Genomic DNA, 22352 nt, shown 5'->3' on the forward strand with positions numbered 1-22352 from the left:
GTGCCGACCGGTTCCGCCCACATGGCCGCACCGCCGCACCCGCTCAGGAGTACACATGGCTCACGCCGCCACCTGCCCCTTCGATTTCAGCGAGCAGCTGGCCTTCGATCCGTCCCTCGCACAGCTCATGGCCGGCGGCCCCGTCAGCCGTGTCCGACTGCCCTACGGCGAAGCCGAGGCCTGGCTGGTCACCACCTTCGACGGCGTACGTCAGGTGACCACCGACCCGAGATTCAGCCGGGCCGCCATCGTGGGCCGTGATTTCCCTCGGATGACTCCCGAGCCGATCGTCTCCCCGGAGTCGCTCAACGTCATGGACCCGCCGCGGAGCACCCGGCTACGTCATGCTGCCGCCCGGGCCTTCACGCAGAGCAACGTGAAGCGCATGACGCCGGCCATCGAGGACGTAGCCCACCGGCTCGTGGACGAGATGGTCGAGCACGGCCCGCCGGCCGACCTGGCCCGTGACCTGTCCGCGCAGCTGCCCAACCACACCATCTGCGCCCTGCTGGACGTACCCGACCCGGACCGGCCCCTCATGCTGCGGTACACACAGCAGATGCTCGCCACCGCACCCGATGCCAGGCAGGCGGCGGCCGCGGCCAAGCAGCACCTGCGCGACTACTTCACCGCGCTCGTCGCCGAACGCCGGACGGAAGAGGGCAGCGACCTCATCAACACCATGGCGGCCAGCGACCCGGGGGAGGAGCCCCTGAGCAACGACGAGCTGGCCGTCCTGGCACTGACTCTCATCCTCAGCGGCAACGACACGGCCACCTGTCAGATCAGCAACATCGCCTACACCCTGCTCACCCGCCCCGAGCTCCTCGCCCTGCTGCGGCGCCGTCCGGAAGAACTGCCCCGGCTGCTGGACGAACTCCTGCGGCACATCCCCTTCCGCAAGGGCGTCGGCATCCCGCGCGTCGCGCTGGAGGACGTGGAACTGGAAGGAGTGCTGATCCGCGCGGGTGACTTCGTCCACGTCTCCTATCTGGCGGCCAACCGGGACCCGGCTGTGTTTGCGGACCCCGATGTCCTCGACGTCCACCGTTCGTCTCATCCCCATATGACGTTCGGCTGGGGCGGCCATCACTGCATCGCCAGCTCACTCGCCATCGCCGAACTCAGCACGGCCATCGAGGTCCTGTTCACCCGCCTTCCCGGTCTGCGCCTGGCGGTACCGGCCGAGGCCGTGCCGTGGGACACCCAGACCATCCGGCGCTTTCCCCTGGAGCTGCCGGTGACGTGGTGAGGGTGCAGGTTGGGAGCCGCGAACGGGTCCGATCGCGACGGCATGGATCCACATGCGACGAGTGCTGATCAAAACAGCAGGCACATCATCAAAACAGCAGGCACATCAATAGAGGCGTGCTCGGACGGGCACGCCTGCGATCTCCGTGCGGCCCAAGGCCTCACCGGGGCTCGGACTCCTGAAGGGTTTGCGCGCACCAGATCGTCTTGCCGGTGGTGCTGTGCCGGGTGCCCCAGCCCTGGGTGAGCTGGGCGACGAGCAGGAGGCCCCGGCCGCCTTCGTCGAAGGCGCGTGCGCGGCGCAGGTGCGGGGCGGTGTCGCTGGCGTCGGAGACCTCGCAGATCAGGGAGGTGTCGCGGATCAGCCGCAGCCTGATCGGCGGTTCGCCGTATCTGATGGCGTTGGTGACCAGCTCGCTGACGACCAGTTCGGTGACGAACGCCGCCTCCTCCAGGCCCCAGGATTCCACCTGGTCGACGGCGAACTTCCTGGCGTGCGGTACCTGCGCGGTGTCGGGCTCGACGTCCCAGTCGGCGACGTGGTGGGGATCGAGCGCGTGGGTGCGCGCCAGCAGCAGGGCGGCGTCGTCGGTGCGGTGACCGGGCAGCACGGTCTCCATCGCCGTGTCGCAGAGGGCCTCCAGCGAGGTGGCCGCACGGTTCAGGACCCGCAGCAGGTCGGAGACGCCCTCATCGGCGCCGCGCTCGCGACCGCCCACCAGTCCGTCGGTGTAGAGGGCGAGCAGGCTGCCCTCGGGCAGCTCGAGCTCGGTCGCCTCGAAGGGCAGACCACCGATGCCGAGCGGTGGTCCCGGGTGTGCCGGTACCGGCGTCCTGGTCCCGTCCGGGGAGATGATCAGCGGCAGCGGATGTCCGGCACTCGCGAGCGTGCAGCGCCGGGAGACCGGGTCGTAGACGGTGTACAGGCAGGTGGCCCCGGTCTCGCCGCTGGGCTGGAAGTGGCTTTCGGGCTGGAGGTCGCTGGCCAGGTGGATGACCAGGTCGTCCATGTGGGTCAGCAGTTCGTCCGGTGGCAGGTCCACGTCGGCGAGGGTGCGCACCGCCGTACGCAGCCGGCCCATGCTGGCCGAGGCGTGCAGTCCGTGGCCGACGACATCGCCGACGACCAGGGCGACCCGGGCGCCGGACAGCGGAATGACGTCGAACCAGTCACCGCCCACTTCCGCGCCGGTTCCGGCCGGCAGGTAGCGGGATGCCACCTCGAGTGCCTCCTGGCTCGGCAGTCGCTGCGGGAGGAGGCTGCGTTGCAGGGTCAGCGCCGTCGTGCGCTCGCGCGAGTACCGGCGCGCGTTGTCGATGGCCACGGCCGCCTTGGCGGTCAGCTCTTCGGCGAGGATCAGGTCGTCGGCGGTGAAGGCCTCGGGCCGGTCGCTGCGGGAGAACGCGACGACGCCGAGCAGCGCGCCACGCGCCCGGAGCGGGACGGTGATCCTGCCGGTCAGCCCCTCCATGGTGATGGTCTCGTCGATCAACGGGTTGCCGGGCGGCCAGTGGGCCGGGTCGGCGGCGAGCCCCGGTCCGAAGGCCCATTCGCCGCCCTGGCCGGGTTCGGTGGCGAGCTGAACCATGGATTTGCCGGTCGCCATGCAGCGGGCGGCGACGGAATCGGGAGCGTGGCTGACCGGTACCGGGTGCCCGGGCGGCCGGCCGGTGTCCTCCTTGGCGCTGTGCCGGGCGGCACGCGTGAGCGTCAAGGTGTCGCCGGGGATGCGCGCGGGTGAGGAGGGTGGTTCCTCTCCGCGCAGCACTTCGTCGAAGAGATCCACGGTGACGAGGTCGGCGAATCCAGGCACCGGTGTCCTGGCCAGTTCCCCGGCGGTGCCGATGACATCGAGTGTCCGGCCGATACCGCCGCTGGCCTCATTGAGGATGAGCAGACGCTGCCGGGCCCAGTACTCGGCGCTCATGTCGAATCCCCAGTTGGCGACCGCGCGGACCGTGCCCTCGGCATCCCGGACGGGCCACATGCTGGTGGCCCAGGCGTTGGCGTAGTTACTGCCGAGCGGGCGGAAGACGGTGATGAGACGCGCGGGCACGCCCGATCTCGCCACTTCGGAGAGCTGGTCGGTGTAGGCCATGTCGTCCAGCTCGGGGAACAGCTCGCGGTACTTCTCACCGAGCACTTGCTCCTCGGAGTGCGCCATCACGCGGCAAGCGGAGGCATTGACCCAGAGAAATCGCAGCTCAGGGTCATAGACGCCCAGGGCGAAGGGGCACTGCTCGAAGGCCCGGTCGGCGATCACCGGACGGCGTCCCCAGCGCTGGACGGTCACCACGTGGCCCGTCGCCCGCCCGTCGGAGCCGGACAGCGGATGGGCCGCCACCACGGCATCCACCGTGAAACCGTCCCGGTGACGCAGGCGGACGAAACCCGTGGGGTCGGGGCCCGTGCCGTAGCTCCCGGGGAAGCCGGCTGGTGGGGGATCGGCCAGCAGGTCGGCCACGGGGCGCCCGACGGTGTCCTCTGCCGTCCAGCCCAGGAGCAGCCGCCCTGCCTCGCTCCAGCCGCTGACGACGCCGTCCGGGTCCACAACGACGGCGGCAGTGGGGGAGTCCTGTTTGCCGGCCATGTCCACGCGCCACTCCCTTCCGACGCCGCGCCCGCCAGGGCTGCTTTCCAGCGGCTGATTTCAGCCTAGATCCACCCCCGCTGCACGGCGCCCCGGCCGTGCTCGGCGTGCGCGTCCGGCGCGCGGGGGCGTCGAGCACGGGTCCTCTGCCCGGTGTTCCTGGTGCGTCTGGAACCACGGCGGGCCCGTGTACCGCGCCACCGCTCGCCGTCCCGTCCCGCACAGGTGACGCGTCCCGCCGACGGGTGTTCCGTCGGCGGAACGCCCTGCGCTGCGAAGATCGCTCAGCAGGTGGAGTCGGTCTGGGTGAGCAGGCCCATGCGCCAGGGCAGCCGGAGGTGGTCACCTCCGGCAGTGGGGTCCATGCCCTGGTAGACGTACTGCAGTCGGCAGCCGTTGATGGTCAGTGTCTGGTCGTTGCCTGCGCGGATCAGCTCGCCGTGACTGATGTCGTGGGTCCGGGTGCCGCCGGGGAAGGTGACGTTGTCGCGGCCGGCGAAGGGTGAGTTCTCCGTGGCGGCGAGGGGGGTCCAGCCGCCGGTGAGGCTGGTGGAGGTGAAGGAGCGGAAGGAGCGCCGGCCCGAAGTGTTGCCGATGGCCTCCTGGAGGAGCAGGTACTGGTTGCTGCCGGCGACCTTGTAGACGTTGGTCGCCTCGAAGAGGTTGTTCTTGCTGTCCGACATCACCAGCTGGGTGTCACCGAACCCGTTGGAGAAGTTCGCCAGGCTGCGTCGTGTCGCAGATGACCCAGAAGTCGATCCAGGTGCCGTCCCTCTTGTTCTGGGTGACGATCGGCGGCTCCTGGGCGATGAAGGCGCGCGGTGCGGACCAGGAGCGTGGGTCGGCGGGGTTCGTGCTGGGCGAGTAGGTGGGCGGACCGGTCTGGTAGACCATGTACCAGAGGTTCTTCGGTGCGAATAGAACACCTGGGGCGCGGCCCGGTAGCCCGGGCCGGTGGACGAGGCGGTGTCGAGGTAGGTGTGCGGTGCGGAGGCGGCCCGGGAGCAGTCGTCGAAGTTGAACTGAACCAGTCCCCAGCCGGAGGGACTGGTGGTCGTCGCGTAGGTCAGCCACTGGTTGTTGTGGCGCACGATGGAGAAGTCCTTGATCGCCAGGGCGCGCGGGTGCTGGGTGTCCGGTTTGGGACCGGCCAGGACACCGCTGGAGGACCATCGGAAGGTCGACGGCAGGGATCCGCTGCCAGAACCACTGCCGACGCGGACCAGCTGCCACTGCTGGTTGGCTCCGCCCCAGTCGGAGTACTGCACGACCTTGGCGCCGTCCGCGGTGGAGGCGCCCCGGACCTCGACGGCCTTGCCGCTGCCACGGTTGACCAGCACGTACCACGCGTTCGGGTCCACTGTGGCGGCCTGCGCCGTCCCGGCGGTGCCGATCACCGAACGAGCGCCGCGAGCAAGGCGGTCACCATGGTCACCACCACGGGTGGTCGACCGCGTCTCCATCAAGGCGCACAGGGCGTGTAAAGGCCCGTCATCCGGCGTCCTCCTTCGGTGGGCTCTGGTTGATCGGGGTCCGTGGCCCGGTCGCGGGGCGCGGACGTACCGGGCCACGGGAGTCCGGCATCAGTAGCCGTAGATCATCTTGTAGGCCACCTCGGGGAGGAACTGCCCGGCCGAGGAGCCGCCTCCGACGCCGCAGTTGCCGTCGGACTCACCCGGAACCTTGATCCACAAGAGCATCTCGGCGCCTCCGCCCAGCCGGGTGGGGGTGCCGATACGACGGCCTGAGGGGTTGCACCACTGGCCGTTGGAGCCGTTGCCGTTGCGGCTGGTGTCCACGACGAACGGCTTGGTGTAGCCGTAGCGGGCGCTGAGTTCACGGTTGACGGCGTTGCCGTAGGCGGTGTTCTCGGCGGTGGTGATGTAGTTGGAGACATTGAGCGAGAAGCCGTGGGCCTGCCGGAGGCCGGCTTCGTGCAGGCGCCCGGCCATGGTCGCCGCGTCGGCCCAGCGCGGGTTGCCGGCGTCCATGTAGACCCAGGTGTTGGGGGCCTGTCGGCTGAACTGGGCGAGTGCGCCGGTGAGCATGCTCTCGCGTTCGTCGATCTGCGCCTGGGTCATGCAGCCGTAGTCCCCGAGGGAGTCCGGTTCGAGGATGACGATGGCCGGGCGGTTGCCGATCCCGCCGGCGAACCGCGCGATCCAGTCGGCGTAGGCGGACGGCGAGGCGGCTCCGCCTGCGGAGTGCCCGCCGCAGTAGTCACGGTTGTAGACGTTGTAGGCCACGAGGAGGGGCAGCTTGTCGACGCGGTCCGCCGCACCCGCGTATGCCCCCGTGGCGGTGCCGATGGTGCCGCTCCAGGAGCCGAACCAGCGGGCCATCGGGGTGTTGGCGATGGATGCGTTGATCGCGGCGGCCCGGCCGTCACCGGTGTTGGCTGCCACCCACCTCTTCGCGCTGGAGTCGGGGTCCACGTAGAACCCGTTGGTCATGGTGGTCGGGTCGGCCGCGTGCGCGGACGGCGCGACGGCGAGCACGAGCGGCACAGCGGAGAGAGTCGCGGCCAAGGCGTGGAGTCTGCGGCGCATGACTGAACCTCGATTTCCTGGTGGGGGTGTGTCGAGCGCGGTGATGCGGCATGACCTGGGAGCGCTCCCACTGGAAGCGGTCCCGACAGCACTGGAAAATCGTCGGGGTGTGCTCGGTATGGTGTGGCGGGGTAATTGAGCTGTCAAGAGCAGGTGCACATCCGACTGTCCGCACGGAGGGAACACCTTCCGGGGCTGCGTGACTGGAAGCGCTCCCAGCCATGATCGGCCAAGACGGAGGGTGGCACGGTCATGGGCCGGGGTGAGACGCTTCCCGTCCGGTCGTGAGGGAAAGGCTCGTGGTTCATGGCAGAAGATGTGCCGCGTCGGCAGCCGACGCTCGACGCGGTGGCCGAACTCGCCGGTGTCTCCCGCTCCGTGGCCTCCCGTGCCCTCAACAACGCTCCGCATGTCAGCCGTGCCAAACGGGATGCGGTCGAACGGGCTGTCCGGCAACTCGGCTACGTGCCCAATCCGACCGCCCGTGCTCTGGCCACCCGTCAGACGGGAGCGGCAGCCCTGGTCGTCTCCGGAGAGGATCCGTCGATCTTCGCGGACCCGTTCTTCGCCCAGGTGATCGTGGGGGCGTCGCAGGCTCTTGATGAGGCCGACCTCCATCTGATGCTGTGCCTGGCCGCTTCCGCCCGGGGCCGCAAGCGGGTGGAGGAACTCTTCCGGTCCAAGGGCGCGGACGGCGTCATGATGATGGCGCTGCGCGAGGACGATCCGCTGCCCGGTATGGCCCAAGAGGCGGGAATGCCGGTCGTGTTCGGAGGTCGCCCGGTCGGTCCGGCTCCCCGGTGGTATGTGGACGTCGACAACGTCGGCGGAGCACGCGAGGCGACCGAGTACCTGGTTTCGCGCGGCCGGACTCGCGTGGCTGCGATCTGCGGGCGTCTGGACACCGAGGCCGGGCGCGCCCGGTACCGCGGCTACCGGGACGCCTTGCTGGCGGCCGGCCTCGATCCGTTGCCGCCGCAGGAGGGGGACTTCACCGAGCCCAGCGGAGCCGCCGCCACGGCCGTACTGCTGGCCGACCACCCCGACGTGGACGGAGTGTTCGCTGCCAACGACAACATGGCGGCGGGGGCGCTGCGTACGTTGCGATCGGCAGGCCGGGCGGTCCCAGCCGACGTCGCTGTGGTCGGCTTCGACGACCTGACCGTTGCCCAGGTCGCCGATCCGCCCCTCACCACCGTCCATCAGCCCATCACCGCCCTCGGACGAGAGATGGCGCGCATGCTCGTCAATGTCATCAGCGGACAGGACCCCACCCCGTTGATCCTGCCCACACGCCTGGTCACCCGCTCGAGCGCCTGAGGCGAGCGCCTCCGGCCATGAGGGGCGTGGGCCCCGCACGAGCGGCGGGGCCCACGCTGTCAGCAGGTGGAGTTGGTCTGGGTGAGCAGCCCCAGTCGCCAGGGGAGGAGGTTGTAGTCGCCGCCCGCGTTGGGGTTCATGCCCTGGTAGAGGTACTGGAGCCGGCAGGCGGGGATGGTGAGTGTCTGGTCGTAACCGGCACGGATCATCTCGCCATGACTGATGTCCCGGGTCCAGGCGCCCGAGGGGAACGTGACGTTGTTGGCCCGCGCGAACGGGTTGCTCTCGGACGCGGCCAGGGGCGTCCAGGAGCCGGCCAGGCTGGTTGTCGTCCAGGAGCGGAAGTAGCGCCGGCCGTCCGATCCGATGGCCTCGACGAGCAGGAGGTACTGATTGCTGCCCTGCACCTTGTAGACGTTGCTCGCTTCGAACAGGGCGTACTTGGAGTCCCGTGCCGCGATGACGGTGTTGGTGAATCCGCCCGGGAACTGGCCGACGGTGGTCTGCGAGCGGTACAGGTGCCCGTTGTCGTCGGAGGAGAACAGGTAGCAGTTGGCGCTGTCGCAGATCACCCACATGTCGACCCAGTGGCCGTTGCCGATGTTCTGGCGGATGATGTCCGGCATCGACGAGTAGAAGTGGCGCGGTGCGCTCCACCCGTTGGGGTTGCTGATGTCGGGGTTGGTGGAGTACGAGGCGTTGCCCGTCTGGTACACGAGGTACCACAGGCGTTGCGGGGCGTAGTAGAAGACTTGCGGCGCGGCCCGGTAGCCCTGCCCGATGGCGCTGCGGTCCAGATAGTGGTGCGTGGCCGAACCGGCCTGGGACCAGTCGCTGAAGTTGAGGTACACCAGGTTGTACCCGGAGGAGCTGGCGACGCTGGCGAACAGGTGGTACTTGCCGTTGTGGTGGACGACCGTCGGGTCCTTGATCCCGGCGACCTTGTGGGTCGCGTCCGGCTTCGGTGAGATCAGCGTGCCGCTGGAGCTCCAGGAGAAACGGGAGGGCAGCGCGGCTGCGGACCGGGGCGAACGGGTGTCAGCCTTCTGCACCGCGGCTGAGCCGCCCAGCGCGGAGAGAACCGGCGGGTAGGCCGGTTTCTTGTTGCCGTTGCGGTCGAACAGCAGCGGGTTCTCCGAGGCCCGCCAGGAGTCGCTGTCGCGGATGCCCCACACGGTGATGCCGGTACAGCGCGCCACGTTCATGCACGCTCGCACCGTGCTGGCATATCCGGTCGGCGGCGCCTGCGCGATGTCGAGTTCGGTGATCTGGACGTCCACGCCGAGGGCGGCGAAGTTCGACAGCGTGGTCTGGAAGCTGGCGGGCGGGCCGCCGGTGCCGAAGTGGGCCTGGAGGCCGACGCAGTCGATGGGGACGCCGCGCGCCTTGAAGTCGCGCACCATGCGGTAGACACCCTGGGTCTTGGCGTCGTTCCAGTTCTCGATGTTGTAGTCGTTGTAGCAGAGCTTGGCCGCCGGGTCGGCGGATCGTGCGGTGCGGAACGCCTGCTCCACGAAGCCGGTGCCCAGGACGTCCCGGAAGACCGAGCTGCGCATCTGACCGCTGCCGCCGTCGGCGAAGGCCTCGTTGACCACGTCCCAGGAGTGGATCCGGCCCTTGTAGCGGTTCATCACGGTGGTGATGTGGTTGTTCATCACGCCGCGCAGCGTGTTGGCGTCCCTGATGGAGCTGACCCAGCCGGGGAGTTGGGAGTGCCACACCAGGGTGTGGCCCCGCACCCGCTGGCCTCGGGCCGCCGCGCGGTTGACGATCTGGTCGGCGGGACCGAAGGTGAACGAGCCGCGGGACCGCTCGGTCGCGTCCCACTTCATCTCGTTCTCGGGTGTGACCGAGTTGAACTCGCGGTCCAGGATGCCGGTGTACATGCCGTCGCCGAGCCTTCCGGCGGCCACGGCCGCTCCGAAGTACCGCCCGGACTGGGCCGCTTGGGCACCCAGAGTGCTCGCCCGGGCGTCGTCGGGGACGCCGGTTGCGGTCCCGGGCGTCACCAGCGCGGCTGTGGCCAGCAGGGCTAAGACCGCGGCTCGGCGACGGCCGAGCCGTTTCAGCGGGTTCATGGTTCTCCTCGGGTTGGGGGGTTGGGTGGTGCGATCCATGCCGTCGTTCAGGGCCTGGACAGTTCGAACCGCGTGACGCGGACCGCGCCGCCGAGCGCCTGCGTGGCGTGGTTGAAGAGGGCTGATCGGTAGCCCATGAAGAACCGCCAGTCGTTGCCCAGGGAGCGGGGCCGAGGCGGGTGAAGGTGGTGCCGTCGGTGCTGCAGGAGAAGGTGCCGGGGCGTGCAGGGCCGAGGCGGATGTCCGCCCGGGCTCGCAGCCGGATCCGGCCGCCTGAAAGGGCCGCGCTCGCGAGTTCGGTGCCGCTGCCGTTGACGAGAGCATGACAGATCCATGCGCGGTTACCCCCTCCTTCGATCGAGTGGAGCGGCTACTTCCTCCGAAATATCGAACGCGGATCGATCGACCGGGCAATCTGGATGGTAGAGCTCCGGGGAGACTCGTCAATCCCTCTCGCATGATTCGTCAGGTTGTCCGAAACATTCGAAGTCGGACCGGACCGCCGAGTGCCGGTCCCGCCGGGTACAGGCCGGGACAGTACGGACTGTGCGACGAAGAGGCCGACGTAGGCCGTGATCGCCGGCGTCGCGCACACGATCAGGGCCATGGTGCGCCCCGGCCGGCAGCCGCTGCGTGCGGTACCGGGCACGATGAGGGCGGGGCCGATCGTGCCACCTTCCGCACCGTGCCGACGACCGGGTCCACGCGGCCCAGAGCTCAGGAGCGGCCCTCCGCCACGTGTCGGACCCGGTTGTCGACGCCGTCGTCACTTTGATCGGTGCCCTGCTGGCCGCTCAGGTCAGTCGGCAACCGCCCTGAGCGCCCAAGGTGGAATGAATTTCACGGTTCAACCGTAAGTCGGGTGCATCCACGAGGCGCCTTCTCAGGTGGACCACATCCACGATCGTCCGCTTTCGGAGCTCCGTGGCCTCGTCTTTGCTCTTCACGCCGGCCAAGAGAACGGGCTGTCCGGTACGGGTGACCAAGACGGATCATGTGTACAACAGCGGTGATATTCCGTGTCCGCCTGCGGGGAGTCGATCATTCCGCCTGCAGGGGGGCTTTGCACTTCCGCCGTCACTCGATCAATGATCAAGAAATGATCGGCTTCCGGAACAGGGGCGTTTGGCGGAGGTCTTGCATCAACTCGATCCTCCTGACAGTGTTCGTGAGTCGGTTCTCGGCATTGCGTCACGGGGGAGACTCGATGTTGTACATCTTTCCGATGACCCATGAAAGCTCTTTCTTTCCTCGACCCGTGGTTCGCCGCGCTGCCTGACGTCATCCGCACCTGGATGAGTCGCACGACAGCTGGTAGTCCGCTGGGAATTCCTTGAGGAAGAGGAGTGATGGACCAGATCTCTGCATCCGCACAGAAGCCGATACAACAGCACTTCCGTCACCCGGATCCGCACCTCGGCGGACTCTTATCAGAGATCACCCGGGTACCGATAAGCCGCATCATGGTCGTGGGCTCACTCCGTACGGTCGGGGAGGACCCACGGCACATCAATGCGCTCGCCGAAGTGTGCTCCGAACTGCCGCCGATCGTCCTTCACCGGAAGACGATGAGCGTCATCGACGGTGTGCACCGGCTCAGGGCGGTGGAGAACAGCGGCGCCACGCACATAAGTGCCGTGCTCTTCAACGGTGACGAGCGGGAAGCCTTCGTGCTCGCGGTCAAGCTGAACAGCAATCACGGACTGCCGCTCTCCTTGGCCGACCGCAAGGCCGCGGCCCTCCACATGCTTGCCGACTTCCCGGAGTGGTCCAACCGGCGGCTGGCCGGGGTCGTCGGCCTGTCGGACAAGACCATCGCAGCGCTCAGGCGGAGGTCGGGTGCGGAACTTCCGCACCCGACCTCCGTGCGACTCGGGCGTGACGGAGTGGCCTACCCCCTCGCCGCGGCCGAAGGCCGCAGTCGCGCGCTGGTGTACCTCGCCGCCAATCCCGACGCGTCCGCACAGGAGGTGGCGCGCGCCGCGGGCATCTCGCTCACCACGGCGAAGGATGCGCGAAAGCGGGCGCGCGCAGTTCGAGCAGAACCGCAGACGACGGTGCAGCCGCCCAAGGGGCCGGCCCGGGAGGGCGGGGCCGGCCACCCCGCGATGGCGAAACGTCCCAGGGCGCACCCGGCGAGTGCGGACCTGTCACTGGCGGTCCTGCGGTTGCGGGCCGATCCCTCGCTTCGTTTCACGGAGGTGGGCCGAAAGCTGCTGCGGACACTGGATCCCTCGGCCACGCAGCCGCACGACTGGGCGGCGATGGCGAGCAGCCTGCCCATCCACTGCGCGCCATTGATCGCCGAGCTGGCACGGCATCAGGCCGAGAGCTGGCAGCTCCTGGCGGAATCTTTGACGGAACGGATCAATTCCCGAGACGCTGACGTATAGCGTTCGGCCGGTTCGGCAGGCGCCGTTGCCGGTGCCTTCGGTTCGGCGCCTTCGGTTGATTCCACCGACGTCGTCTCCTCACCTATTGCGGACTCTTCCGCGAAACGCTGACGCGCAGATGGGGTAACACAACGGCCTTTGCTCCTGGTGGTTTCCGGAAGCTGATCAACCGGGCGCGGGCCCTCAGCCGAGGGTGAGAGATGTAATTGTTGAATTTTCGACCTGAGGTCAAACGGTTGCGCGGCGCTCGAACGCTTCGTACAGTGACTCTCACAATTTTGGAGCGGGGGAGCGGGGGAACGTGACTTTACCGGGGATGCCAACGCATTGGTATAACTTCCTGAATGATCTGCCCGGCCCCATGCCCGAGGTCAGGGATTCCGGAAGCCCTACCGCCGCGGAGATATCCGCACAAGTCCGGCCGCGAGTTCTCATTGAGCAAAACGCTCCGAACGAGCAATGGGTTGCGATACCCGAACCGGTCGTGGAGGGGCTGCGGCAATGCGGCCGGCCGACACCGCTGCACCGGGCACACCGGCTCGAGAAGCATCTCGGTACGGGCGCGAGGATCTACCTCAAGCGGGAAGACGTCCTTCCCAGCGGCAGCTTCAAGCTGAACACCGCGATAGCCCAGGCGTATTACGCGGCCGAGGAGGGGCGAACCACTCTCGTCACCGAGACCGGGGCAGGTCAATGGGGCATGAGTGTCGCGCTCGCGGCGAAGATGTTCGGTCTCCGGGCCGAGATCTTCATGGTGAGGTGCTCGCTCGAGCAGAAGCCCTACCGGCGTCACTACATGGAACTCCTGGGAGCCCAAGTCCGGCCGTCGCCGTCGACTCACACGGCGATCGGACGAAAGATCCTCGGGGAAGTCCCGGACCACCCCGGCAGTCTCGGCACCGCGATCAGCGACGCGATCGAGCATGCTCTGGGCAGCCCCTCCGCCGCGTATCTCGCCGGCAGCGGAATGCCGCACGTCTACCTCCACCAGACGTTGCTCGGGCTCGAGGTCGCGAAGCAGCTCAAGGAAACCTACGGCGAGGACCTGGGCGTCGACGGGCGCGGCGACCACCTCATCGCGTGCTCGGGTGGCGGAAGCAATCTCTGCGGTCTCATCGGCCCCCACTTGCGGGCCAGGACCGACGGAGCGGACCTTCGCTTCCTCGCCGCCGAATCCACGGCGGCGCCCCGGCTCACCCGGGGTGTCTACGAGTACGGCCGCACCGACCTGGGCGGATTCACCCCCGAGGTGCTCGGCTACACGATGGGGGAGAGCTTCATCCCACCGCCCAACCACGTCGGTGGTCTGCGCAACCATCACAGCTCCGCCCTGGTCAGCCTGCTACGACGCGAGGGTGTCCTGGACGCCGTCGCCTTCGACCAGCGGACGGCGCTCGAGGCCGGCCGGCTACTGCTCCAGACCGAGGGCCTGTTGCTCGCCCCCGAGGCCGGTCACGCGGTCGCCGCGGCCTTGGATGTCGTAGCCAAAGCCGACGCGGAAAACCTTGAACCGGTGATCGTGGTCCTGGCCAGTGGCTCCGGTTTCCTCGATCTGCAGGGTTACAACGACGTTCTGCTCGACGCATAGCCGCACCATCGTTCACGGCATCTTCGCACCTTGCGATTGGGAAGCCATATGCGCTTGGCGACATTTCAGCCCCAGCTCGGCGTTCACTGCGAGACGACCACTCTTCGCAACATGATCCACCATGCCGGTATCGACCTGTCCGAACCCATGCTGTTCGGCCTCGGCCAGGGGATCGACTTCCAATACTGGGATGCACCGGCTCCTGGTGACGGTACGCCGATGCTCACCGGCCGGATCGAGCCCGCCCTGCTGTCCCGCAACGCCTGCTCGGCCCTGGGTATGGAACTGCGCGAATCAAGGGCGCCCGACTCGGAATCGGCATGGGCAGCGGCGACGGAGCTGCTGGACGCGGGACATGTCGTCGGAGTGTCCGTCGACATCTTCTACCTCGACTACTTCTCGTCCCGGAGCCATTTCGCCTCGCACTACATCGCGCTGTACGGGCTCGACGACTCCGTCGCCCACGTCGTCGACACCGAGCAGCAGGGTGGGGCGCAGACGCTTCCGGCTGAGTCGCTGCGCCGTGCCCGCGCCTCCGACGAAGGATTCATGCCGTCGCCCCATCTGCACCTGTACGTCGAGCGGCCATCGGCGCGGCTGACCGCCGACACCGACGCGGTCCTGCGCGAGCAGATCTGGAACGCCATCCGGCTGACCGCGGAGCGGATGACCGGTGACCGCGGACCGCGATTCGGCATCCGCGCCATGCGACGGGCCGCCTCCGAGATCGCCGGATGGAGCGACACACTCGCCTCCGCCGACGAGATGGTGCCGGGCGTCGGCCGCTTCTGGCGCTTCGCGGGAACCGGGGGAGCGAATTTCCGCAAGCTCTACCGTGAGTTCCTGCTGGAGGCCCGGCAGCGGTACGACGACTGCGAACTCGACCCGTTCATCGAGGACTTCGGCGACGTACAGCGGCAATGGGACCAGGCGATCGGCATGCTGATGGCCTACGGCGGTGCGGACGACGGGCGAAGGCAACTGGAAGCCGTCGCGGCGCGGCTGGACGCGATCGCCGACGCCGAACAGGCCCTCTTCGAGGGGTTGCTCGTTTCGGCCGCCAAACGGGCGGGTGAGCCGGCTTGACGGTCACCCGAGTGAAGTCCGTCTGCCGTATGTGCCACGGCGGATGCGGCGCCATCGTCGAGCTCGTGGACGGCGTCCCCACCGACATCCACGGGGACCCGGACAACCCCACCAGCCAGGGCTACTTCTGCATCAAGGGCAAGGCGTCACTGGACCTCCTGCACAGCCCGGACCGGCTGACGACGCCACTGGTACGGACCGGTCCGCGCGGCTCGGGGACCTTCGAGCCGGTCAGCTGGGAAGCCGCCCTCGACCGGATCGCCGGCGAGCTCGCCGCGACCATCAGCCGGCACGGGCCCGAGTCCGTCGTCCTCGGCCAAGGGACCGACCGCAACTACCAGGAATGGGTGTTCCGGCTCGCGAACGCGATCGGGACGCCGAACGTGGTCGGCCCGGCTCACGTCTGCTTCTATCCGCGGGTCATGGCCTCGATCATGACGTACGGCGCCTTCACCTTCTGCGACTACGACGGCGATCCCGAGGTCATCCTGCTCTGGGGCAGCAACAAGCCGAGCACCCACTCCGACGGTGTGATCGGCGTGAAACTGCTGCGAGCCGTGGAACGGGGCAGCCGCGTCATCACCGTCGATCCACGACGGACGCAGACCGCCGCCCGGTCCAGCCTCCACCTGGCCATCCAGCCGGGAACCGACTGCGCACTGGCACTCGGCATGATCAAGATCGTCATCGACGAGGGCTGGTACGACCGCGACTTCGTCGCCGCGCACACCTCCGGGTTCGACGAACTCGCCGAGCACGTCAAGGCGTACGACATCGAGCGGGTCGCGCAGACCACCGGACTCACCCCCGAGCTCATCCACGAAGCCACCCGCTCCTACGCCCTCGCCTCACGGGCGTGCATCGAGGCCGGAACCGGTCTGTCGCAGAACGAGAACGCCTTCGACACCCACCGCGCCATCGCCCTCCTCGCCGCGATCTGCGGAAACATCGACGCCCCCGGCGGCGACGTGATCTGGGAGCCGATGCCGATCGAGGGCCGGCGTGCCTTCCCCCGGTCGGATCTGCTGACCGAGGAGCAGGCGAAGAAGCGGATCGGCGGCGACAAGCACAAGATCCTCTCGATGTCCGGCTGGGTCGCGCCGGGAGACCTGCACGAGGCCATCGTGACCGGGGCGCCGTATCCGATCACCTCGATGGTGATCTTCGGCAGCAACATCCTGGCCTCGCACGAGAACACCGAGCTGGTCCGCGAGGCGATCAGCAAGCTGGACCTGGTCGTCGTGTGCGACCTGTTCATGACGCCGACCGCCCGGTACGCCGACGTGATTCTGCCGGCCTCCAGCTGGCTCGAGCGGGACCAGGTCGTCGAGTTCAACTCCTACATCGCGGCACGGCAGAAGATCGCCACGGTCGACGGCTGCCGCTCGGACGAGGAGATCATCCTCGAACTCGCCGAGCGGCTCGGCCTGAGCCGGCACTTCTTCCCTTCGCTGGAAGCCGCTCTCGACGCCAAGCTGGCCGGCATCGAGCTCACCTGGGAACAGTTCACGGAGATCGGCTACATCCGGAACGAGAAGCGGTACCGCAAGTACCGCGAGGGCGGATTCCGTACCCGGTCCGGGCGCGTGAACCTGATGAACCACGGGCTGCGGGCCATGGGTTACGAGCCCTTCCCGGTCTTCCGCCACCCGCCGGCAGCGGACCCCGCCCTGCCGTACGTGATGACCAGCGCCCATCCACGCCAGTTCTACAACACCGAGTTCCACCAACTGCCGACCACCTCGCGCGGCCAGACGACGGCACGGGTGACCGTCCATCCGGACACCGCGAAGCGGGAAGGGCTGTCGGACGGCGAAGAGGTGGACCTCTTCACGCGGGCCGGTGCGCGCGGGGTGCGCATGACGGTCAAGATCTCCGACTCCGTCGCACCGAACGTCGTGATGGCGGACGCCGGCTGGTGGTATCCGGGCGAGCCCGGAATCGACGAGTCGCTCAGATCCTCGGTCAATCTCCTGACGGGCAACGACCGTTCCGACGTGCACATGGGGAGCGCGACGATGAGAGGTGTAGCAGTGGGAATACGGCGGCTGGAGCCGGACCGTGGCTAGCGCGCGGGGCACCGTCGCCGCCCGGGTGCCGGAAACCGACGAGGGCCTGCAGGGCGACGAACTGGCCCTCAAGTACGACGAGATGCAGCGCCACATCCGGGACAACGGCTGGCTCCAGGAGAAGATCGACGACATCCTGGCGGCGGGCATCACCTCCGGTGAGGTCCTGGAGCTGGGCTGCGGCCCGGGCTACCTGGGACTGGAATGGATCACTCAGGCCGAGGAATCCGCCCGGCTCGTCGGCCTCGACATCTCACCGGCCATGCTCCGGCGGGCGAGCGCCAACGCGGACGGGTACGGCGTCGCCGAGCGCTGCGCCTACGAATGCGGCACCGTGCTGGCCCTGCCGTTCGAGGACGACCGCTTCGGCCACGTCATCAGCGCGTCCTCGCTGCACGAATGGGCGGATCCGGTGACCGCCCTGTCGGAGATGCACCGGGTGCTCAGGCCGGGCGGCCGGTACTGCGTCTCCGACCTGCGCCGGGACGTCGACCGGACGACGTTCCAGTTCATGAAGGCGAACATCGCGGCCGACATGCGCCCGGGCTTTCGCACCTCGATCCGGTCCTCGTACGTCAAGAGCGAGGTAGAGGAGCTGCTGCGAGGCACCGCGCTCGACACGGCCGTCGTGACGGAAGTGCAGATGGGGATCGTCATCACGGGCAGGAAGGAAACGCAATGAACGCACTCGCGGGAAGTTCGCCGGCCATCACCGCAACGCGCGACGGGCGCTTCCCCGACCGCGCCGGCTTCGACCGCACCTGGGACGAGATCCTCCAGACGTCGAGCACGTGGCGGGACCTCGACTGCGGGCAGTACCTGTCGGCCTGGTGCGGATACGCGCCGGACCACGTCGTCGAGAAGTTCGCCGGGGTCAACCACGTCGGCATCTACATGGGCGACTACGACAGCGACGACGAGGTGTTCGGCTGGAACGCCTACCTGAACGACCATCGGGCGTCCGGGCTGATCACCACCGTCGAGATGGGCCCGTCGTACATCTCGCCCCGGCAGTACGGCACGCCGGGCTGGTGGAACTCGATCGCGCTCTCCGACGGACGTGTCATCGAGATGTTCGCCTGCCGCCGGTTCGGCCCCTGGGCGGACCGCCCGGCCGGCGAACGCGGGCGCCTCATGTCGCACGTCGCCATCGACGTGCACACCGACGCCGACGTCCGCTACCTCCTGGACGTCCTCGACCGGGATGTCGACCACCTCGAGAACATCGCGTTCACCGAGGCGGACGAACTCGGCCACACCTACGGGCACCTGCGCAACAACGACAGCGGCTCCGTGCTCGAAATCGTCTACGAGGCGCCGCGCGGCGGAACGGGGCACGGCGATGGCGGTCATTGAGATCTCGCCGTACTCCGGTGAGCACTGCGAATCCACCGCGCTGCTCAACATGCTCCGCAACCACGACATCGAGCTGAGCGAGCCGCTGATCTTCGGGCTGGGACAAGGACTGTCGTTCCTGTACTGGCACTCGAAACAGATGCCGAACCCGTTCCTCGCCGGCCGGGTCAAGCCCGACCACCTCATGCGCAACGTGGCGGACGCGCTCTCCCTGGAGTTGCGGACCCAGGAGACGTCCTCGGCGGCGAAGGCCGAGGCCACGCTGATCGAGGCCCTCGACGAGGGCAATGTGGTGGGGCTCAAACTCGACCGCTACCACCTCGACTACGCGCGGGAGAACCATCACTTCGCCGCGCACTACGTCGCCTGCATCGGATACGAGGACGACAGGTTCGTCGTCGTCGAGACCCGGTCGCTCGGTGTTCAGTCGACATCACGGGAGAGCCTCGCCCGGGCCCGTTCCGCCAAGGGACCGATGTCCTCGCGCAACCTGTCGGTCCGGGTGGACCCGCGCGGGTACGACGAGTCGATCCTCGCGAAGGCCTGCCAGACCTCGATCCTGGCCACCGCACGGGAGTTCCTGACCCCGCCCATCACCAACATGGGATTCAAGGGCATCGCGAAGGCCGGCTCGCTCATGCGGGGATGGCCCGACCGGCTCGACCGTCCCGTCGAGGCGATGGCCGCCGTCGGCGCCAGCATGGAGGAAGGCGGAACCGGCGGCGGGTTGTTCCGGACGCTGTGGGCGCAGTTCCTCGAGGAGGCGCACGAGCTGACCGGCATCGCGGCCTATGACGAACTCGCCGTCGAGTACCGCCGTATCGCCCGGCACTGGACGGACGTGGCGAACCTGCTGCGCGACGCCGACGACGCCGGTGCCCGGCACTCCCTCGACGAGGCGGCGTCGATCGTCGACAGCCTCGCGGCCGAGGAACGGACGGCGATGGCACGGCTGGAGGAGGCGTCCCGATGACCACGCTCACCCGGCCGGCCGGCCACGATCCGCGCAGCAGGCTGCGCGACACCCTCGTCTCCCGCGTCGACATCGCGCGGAAGGTCGCCGCGGTCACCTCACTGGACCGGCAGGCGCTCGACGCATGGGCCGCGGAGGCGCTCGCCGCGACCGTGGAGCACGCCTGCCGGAACTCGCCGTTCTACGCCGACGTCGTCCCGGCCGATGTCGCCCGGGCGGCCGCGCAGGGCCGTCCGCACGCGTTCGAGACCATTCCCTTCACGACGCGTGACCATCTCTCCGCCGCCTACCCGCTCGGCATGCTCGCCGTGCCGCGGCGCGAGGTGATCCGGTTCGACGAGAGCTCCGGCACCGGCAACGGGCGCCCCATCGCGGCGTTCTTCACGATGGCGGACTGGCTGGAGAACAATCTCACCGTCGCCGGGCTGCTGGCCGCCGTGCTGGACGAGCGGGACGTCGCGGCCATCGCCGTCCCGTACGAGCTGGCCGGGGTGGGCCAGGACCTCGACCGCGCGATCGAGATCCTCGGGTGCACGATCGTGCCGCTCGGCGCGGCCTCACCGTCCTGCACTCCGGACCGGATGGTCGATGCCCTGCTGCGTTCGGGTGCGACCACCCTGGTGTGCTCCGGAACGCGCGCCCTGTTCCTCGGCGAGATCGCCCGCCGCCGTGGCATCGACCCGCGGCGCGACCTCGCCGTCTCGAAGATCCTCATGGCGGGGGAGGGGGCGTCGCCGGCCAAGAAGCGGCGCCTGGCCGACCAGTGGGGCGCCGTCGCGTACTCGATGTTCGGCATGACCGAGACCAACACGCTGGCCATGTTCTGCCGCGAGCGTGAGCTGCACCTGGTCGAGACACGGACGTTCTTCGAGGTGGTGGATCCGGAGTCCGGCGAGCGGCTGCCGGACGGCTCCGTCGGTGAGCTGGCCGTGACGACGCTGGCGAGCCGGGCCATGCCGCTGCTGCGGTACCGCACCGGTGATGTGTGCCGGATCGAGCCGGCGCCGTGCCGCTGCGGTTCCCCGCTGCGCCGGCTGCACCATCGTGGCCGGATCGGTGACCGGATCCCGGTCGGTGACCGCTGGACCTCCCAGCTGGAGATCGAGGACATCGTCCTGAGCGCCATGACCACCGCGCCGTACTACTTCGCCTTCGACATCTACGGGGATGTCCTGGAGATCGCACTGCCGCCGTCGAGCGCCGACGAGGCGACCTGGGCAACGATCGCGGCCGGTGTCCGTGACCGTCTGGGAGCGTCCACCCGATTCGGCCGGCTGGACACCGACCGGTTCGAGACGGCGCTGCGAACCTCGGCCAAACCGACGATGCGCAACTTCAGTGCCTACGGGGGAGGAGGGGCCGCCGGTGAGGGTTGAACTGCCGCTTCCGACGCGCATTCCGATCGACGGGCGCTTCAAGATCGATGACACGTGCATCGACTGCAAGCTCTGCAACGACCTGGCGCCCGACAACTTCGACGCAGACCTCGACAACGACGTCCACTACGTGTGCAAACAGCCCGAGACGCCCGACGAACTCGAGCGGGTCCTCGACGCATTCGAATCCTGCCCCACCGAATCGATCCGGTACTCAGCGGCACCTGACGGGGAGTGATGGCGCAATGTCAAGCCTGGACGATCCAGTAGAAGGCGACATGTGCGCCGGCCGACGGCAGATGACCGCACTGGGACCGGTGGCCGAGAGCTACGACCAGCTGCACCGCATCGACCTGCTCGGCGAGGCGCGGGCCGCACGAGGGGTGCCGGAGGGCACGTACGACTCGACGGTGTGCGCCGTCCTCCAGGCGTCGGAGGTGTGCCTGCTCAATCTGGCCCGGCTGGCGCGCAGGACCCAGGCGTGCCTGCTGGCCGACGACATTCCGGCCGCCTCCCGCTACGTGCAGTGGGCCGTCGGCTTCCACCGGTTGCTGCGCGGGCTCGGCACGGTGACGTTCGGGGCCCGCAGCGTCTTCGGAGCCGGCGGGTCCGCCGGGGCCACGGCCGTGAGCATCTCCGAGTCCGCCGGCTACGCGGCCTACGTCGACGCGCTCCGGGAGCTGGAGGACGTCGCCAAGGGTTCGCTGCTGGCAGGAGCACCTGAGCTGACCCGCTCCACCATCGCCACCAAGAGCATCGACGACTCGCTGTACCGCGTGCTGCACGGCATCCGGATCGGCTGCCACGACGCGTCCAAGTGGGAGAGTGACCTCACCGCCGTACCCATCGGGGTGAGCCGGAGCACCGACGAGCTGATCTCCGCCGAGACCCTGGCGCGAGCGGTCGCCGCGACCGAGCTCGACGCGGGTACCCTGCACGGCGAGTTCGTCGCCCTGCACCAGGTCCCGGAGATTCTCTGCGCCGAGGCGAACGACCACCTCGAGGTCGCGATCCGGGCGATCCGCACCTCGTCCCTGAGCCGGGCGGCGCAGCACCTGACGGCCTGCCGGGAACTGCTCGATCCGGTGGTCGACGCGCAGCGGGTGATGGCCGAACACCTGGCGACCGGCGAGTACCACGGGTTCCGGACCAACCTGGGACCCGCGAGCGGCACCCACTCGCTGTCGATCAAACAGCACATGTTCCGTGACCTGTTCAAGCACATGTGGAACGACCTCGAGGCCTGGCTGCGCTCGCTCGGCAGGTCCTCGCTCGAGGAGACCCTCCGGGACATCGACGCACGCCGCCACGACGACCCGGAGGCATGGCTGCGGCACACCGTGGTCGACCAGGCGTTCAAACTGCACTCCGCCCATCAGCAGTGGCGCCACGAGCATCTGCACATGCCCCGCAACTGCCTGGGCAGCGGCGGCACCAAGTCCATGATCGGCATTCCGGACGGGCCCCAGGCCGTCTACAAAATGCGGGACGCGGCCAACGCCCAGCACTCCCTGGCGACGATCCACCGGGCACGCCGCACGCCCCTGACGAACGCCGTGCCGGACTCGCCGCTGGCCAAGCTCATCACCGATCCCAGCTCCCTCGACTCCGAGCTGATGCGGGTGGTGGGCGAGGCGACACGTGAGTACTTCCCCCAGGTGCAAGAGCAGAGCTACCAGCCGTTCCGGTCCGGTGCGGCCGAGCGGAACCCGTAGGAGCGCG

General features: G+C 68.5%; 17 protein-coding genes and 2 pseudogenes. 12 read left to right on the top strand and 7 right to left on the bottom strand.

Annotation, left to right across the window (positions count from 1 at the left end; translation table 11 throughout):
- The first annotated feature begins 55 nt into the window (after positions 1–55).
- Positions 56–1252, top strand: a complete 1197-nt coding sequence (locus ACIRDU_RS19230) for a cytochrome P450 (RefSeq protein WP_403580947.1) — start codon at positions 56–58, stop codon at positions 1250–1252.
- 160 nt (positions 1253–1412) lie between these two features.
- On the opposite strand, the gene ACIRDU_RS19235 is transcribed toward ACIRDU_RS19230, so the two are convergent.
- From ACIRDU_RS19235 to ACIRDU_RS19255, 5 genes and pseudogenes are all read right to left on the bottom strand, one after another.
- Complete coding sequence (locus ACIRDU_RS19235) at positions 1413–3842, bottom strand: SpoIIE family protein phosphatase (RefSeq protein WP_403580950.1); 2430 nt, start codon at positions 3840–3842, stop codon at positions 1413–1415.
- Positions 3843–4126: 284 nt separating this feature from the next.
- A complete protein-coding gene (locus ACIRDU_RS19240; RefSeq protein ID WP_403581251.1) occupies positions 4127–4567 on the bottom strand; it encodes a non-reducing end alpha-L-arabinofuranosidase family hydrolase in 441 nt (146 codons plus the stop codon).
- The gene (locus tag ACIRDU_RS19245; RefSeq protein WP_403581252.1) at positions 4539–4736 is read right to left on the bottom strand and encodes a hypothetical protein; all 198 of its coding nucleotides are present in this window, start codon (positions 4734–4736) and stop codon (positions 4539–4541) included. Before ACIRDU_RS19245 ends, ACIRDU_RS19240 begins: the two co-directional genes overlap by 29 nt.
- A 41-nt stretch (positions 4737–4777) precedes the next feature.
- Positions 4778–5305, bottom strand: a pseudogene (locus ACIRDU_RS19250) (non-reducing end alpha-L-arabinofuranosidase family hydrolase); the annotation flags it as partial.
- Positions 5306–5425: 120 nt separating this feature from the next.
- Positions 5426–6391 (bottom strand): glycoside hydrolase family 6 protein, encoded by a 966-nt coding sequence (locus tag ACIRDU_RS19255; protein WP_403580953.1) that lies wholly within the window; start codon positions 6389–6391, stop codon positions 5426–5428.
- Positions 6392–6697: 306 nt separating this feature from the next.
- Between ACIRDU_RS19255 and ACIRDU_RS19260 the strand changes: the two genes are divergently transcribed.
- On the top strand, positions 6698–7711 hold the full coding sequence (locus ACIRDU_RS19260; protein WP_403580955.1) for a LacI family DNA-binding transcriptional regulator: 1014 nt from the start codon (positions 6698–6700) through the stop codon (positions 7709–7711).
- A gap of 59 nt (positions 7712–7770) precedes the next feature.
- Here ACIRDU_RS19260 and ACIRDU_RS19265 read toward each other — a convergent pair whose 3' ends face one another.
- Positions 7771–9789, bottom strand: coding sequence for a non-reducing end alpha-L-arabinofuranosidase family hydrolase (locus tag ACIRDU_RS19265; protein ID WP_403580958.1), 2019 nt, complete (start codon positions 9787–9789; stop codon positions 7771–7773).
- A 47-nt stretch (positions 9790–9836) separates the two neighbouring features.
- Positions 9837–10099, bottom strand: a pseudogene (locus ACIRDU_RS19270) (xylosidase); the annotation flags it as partial.
- A gap of 1039 nt (positions 10100–11138) precedes the next feature.
- Here ACIRDU_RS19270 and ACIRDU_RS19275 point away from each other — a divergent pair.
- The 10 genes from ACIRDU_RS19275 (at position 11139) to ACIRDU_RS19320 (ending at position 22345) form a co-directional block, all read left to right on the top strand.
- On the top strand, positions 11139–12182 hold the full coding sequence (locus ACIRDU_RS19275; RefSeq protein ID WP_403580960.1) for a ParB N-terminal domain-containing protein: 1044 nt from the start codon (positions 11139–11141) through the stop codon (positions 12180–12182).
- A 316-nt stretch (positions 12183–12498) separates the two neighbouring features.
- Entirely contained in the window at positions 12499–13770 is a 1272-nt protein-coding gene (locus ACIRDU_RS19280; RefSeq protein ID WP_403580963.1) for a TrpB-like pyridoxal phosphate-dependent enzyme, read from the top strand.
- 48 nt (positions 13771–13818) lie between these two features.
- Complete coding sequence (locus tag ACIRDU_RS19285) at positions 13819–14856, top strand: BtrH N-terminal domain-containing protein (RefSeq protein ID WP_403580965.1); 1038 nt, start codon at positions 13819–13821, stop codon at positions 14854–14856.
- Positions 14853–16925: a molybdopterin-dependent oxidoreductase gene (locus ACIRDU_RS19290; protein WP_403580967.1), complete on the top strand. Its 2073-nt coding sequence runs from the start codon at positions 14853–14855 to the stop codon at positions 16923–16925. Before ACIRDU_RS19285 ends, ACIRDU_RS19290 begins: the two co-directional genes overlap by 4 nt.
- Positions 16918–17607, top strand: a complete 690-nt coding sequence (locus ACIRDU_RS19295; RefSeq protein WP_403580970.1) for a class I SAM-dependent methyltransferase — start codon at positions 16918–16920, stop codon at positions 17605–17607. Before ACIRDU_RS19290 ends, ACIRDU_RS19295 begins: the two co-directional genes overlap by 8 nt.
- Complete coding sequence (locus tag ACIRDU_RS19300; RefSeq protein WP_403580973.1) at positions 17604–18281, top strand: hypothetical protein; 678 nt, start codon at positions 17604–17606, stop codon at positions 18279–18281. Before ACIRDU_RS19295 ends, ACIRDU_RS19300 begins: the two co-directional genes overlap by 4 nt.
- Complete coding sequence (locus ACIRDU_RS19305) at positions 18268–19254, top strand: BtrH N-terminal domain-containing protein (protein WP_403580975.1); 987 nt, start codon at positions 18268–18270, stop codon at positions 19252–19254. Before ACIRDU_RS19300 ends, ACIRDU_RS19305 begins: the two co-directional genes overlap by 14 nt.
- Positions 19251–20630, top strand: a complete 1380-nt coding sequence (locus ACIRDU_RS19310) for a phenylacetate--CoA ligase family protein (protein ID WP_403580978.1) — start codon at positions 19251–19253, stop codon at positions 20628–20630. Before ACIRDU_RS19305 ends, ACIRDU_RS19310 begins: the two co-directional genes overlap by 4 nt.
- Positions 20620–20868: a ferredoxin gene (locus tag ACIRDU_RS19315; RefSeq protein ID WP_403580981.1), complete on the top strand. Its 249-nt coding sequence runs from the start codon at positions 20620–20622 to the stop codon at positions 20866–20868. Before ACIRDU_RS19310 ends, ACIRDU_RS19315 begins: the two co-directional genes overlap by 11 nt.
- Positions 20869–20908: 40 nt before the next feature.
- A complete protein-coding gene (locus tag ACIRDU_RS19320) occupies positions 20909–22345 on the top strand; it encodes a hypothetical protein (RefSeq protein ID WP_403580983.1) in 1437 nt (478 codons plus the stop codon).
- Positions 22346–22352 lie beyond the last annotated feature (7 nt).

It is taken from the genome of Streptomyces sp. NPDC093598 (genome assembly GCF_044764825.1).
Taxonomy (GTDB): domain Bacteria; phylum Actinomycetota; class Actinomycetes; order Streptomycetales; family Streptomycetaceae; genus Streptomyces.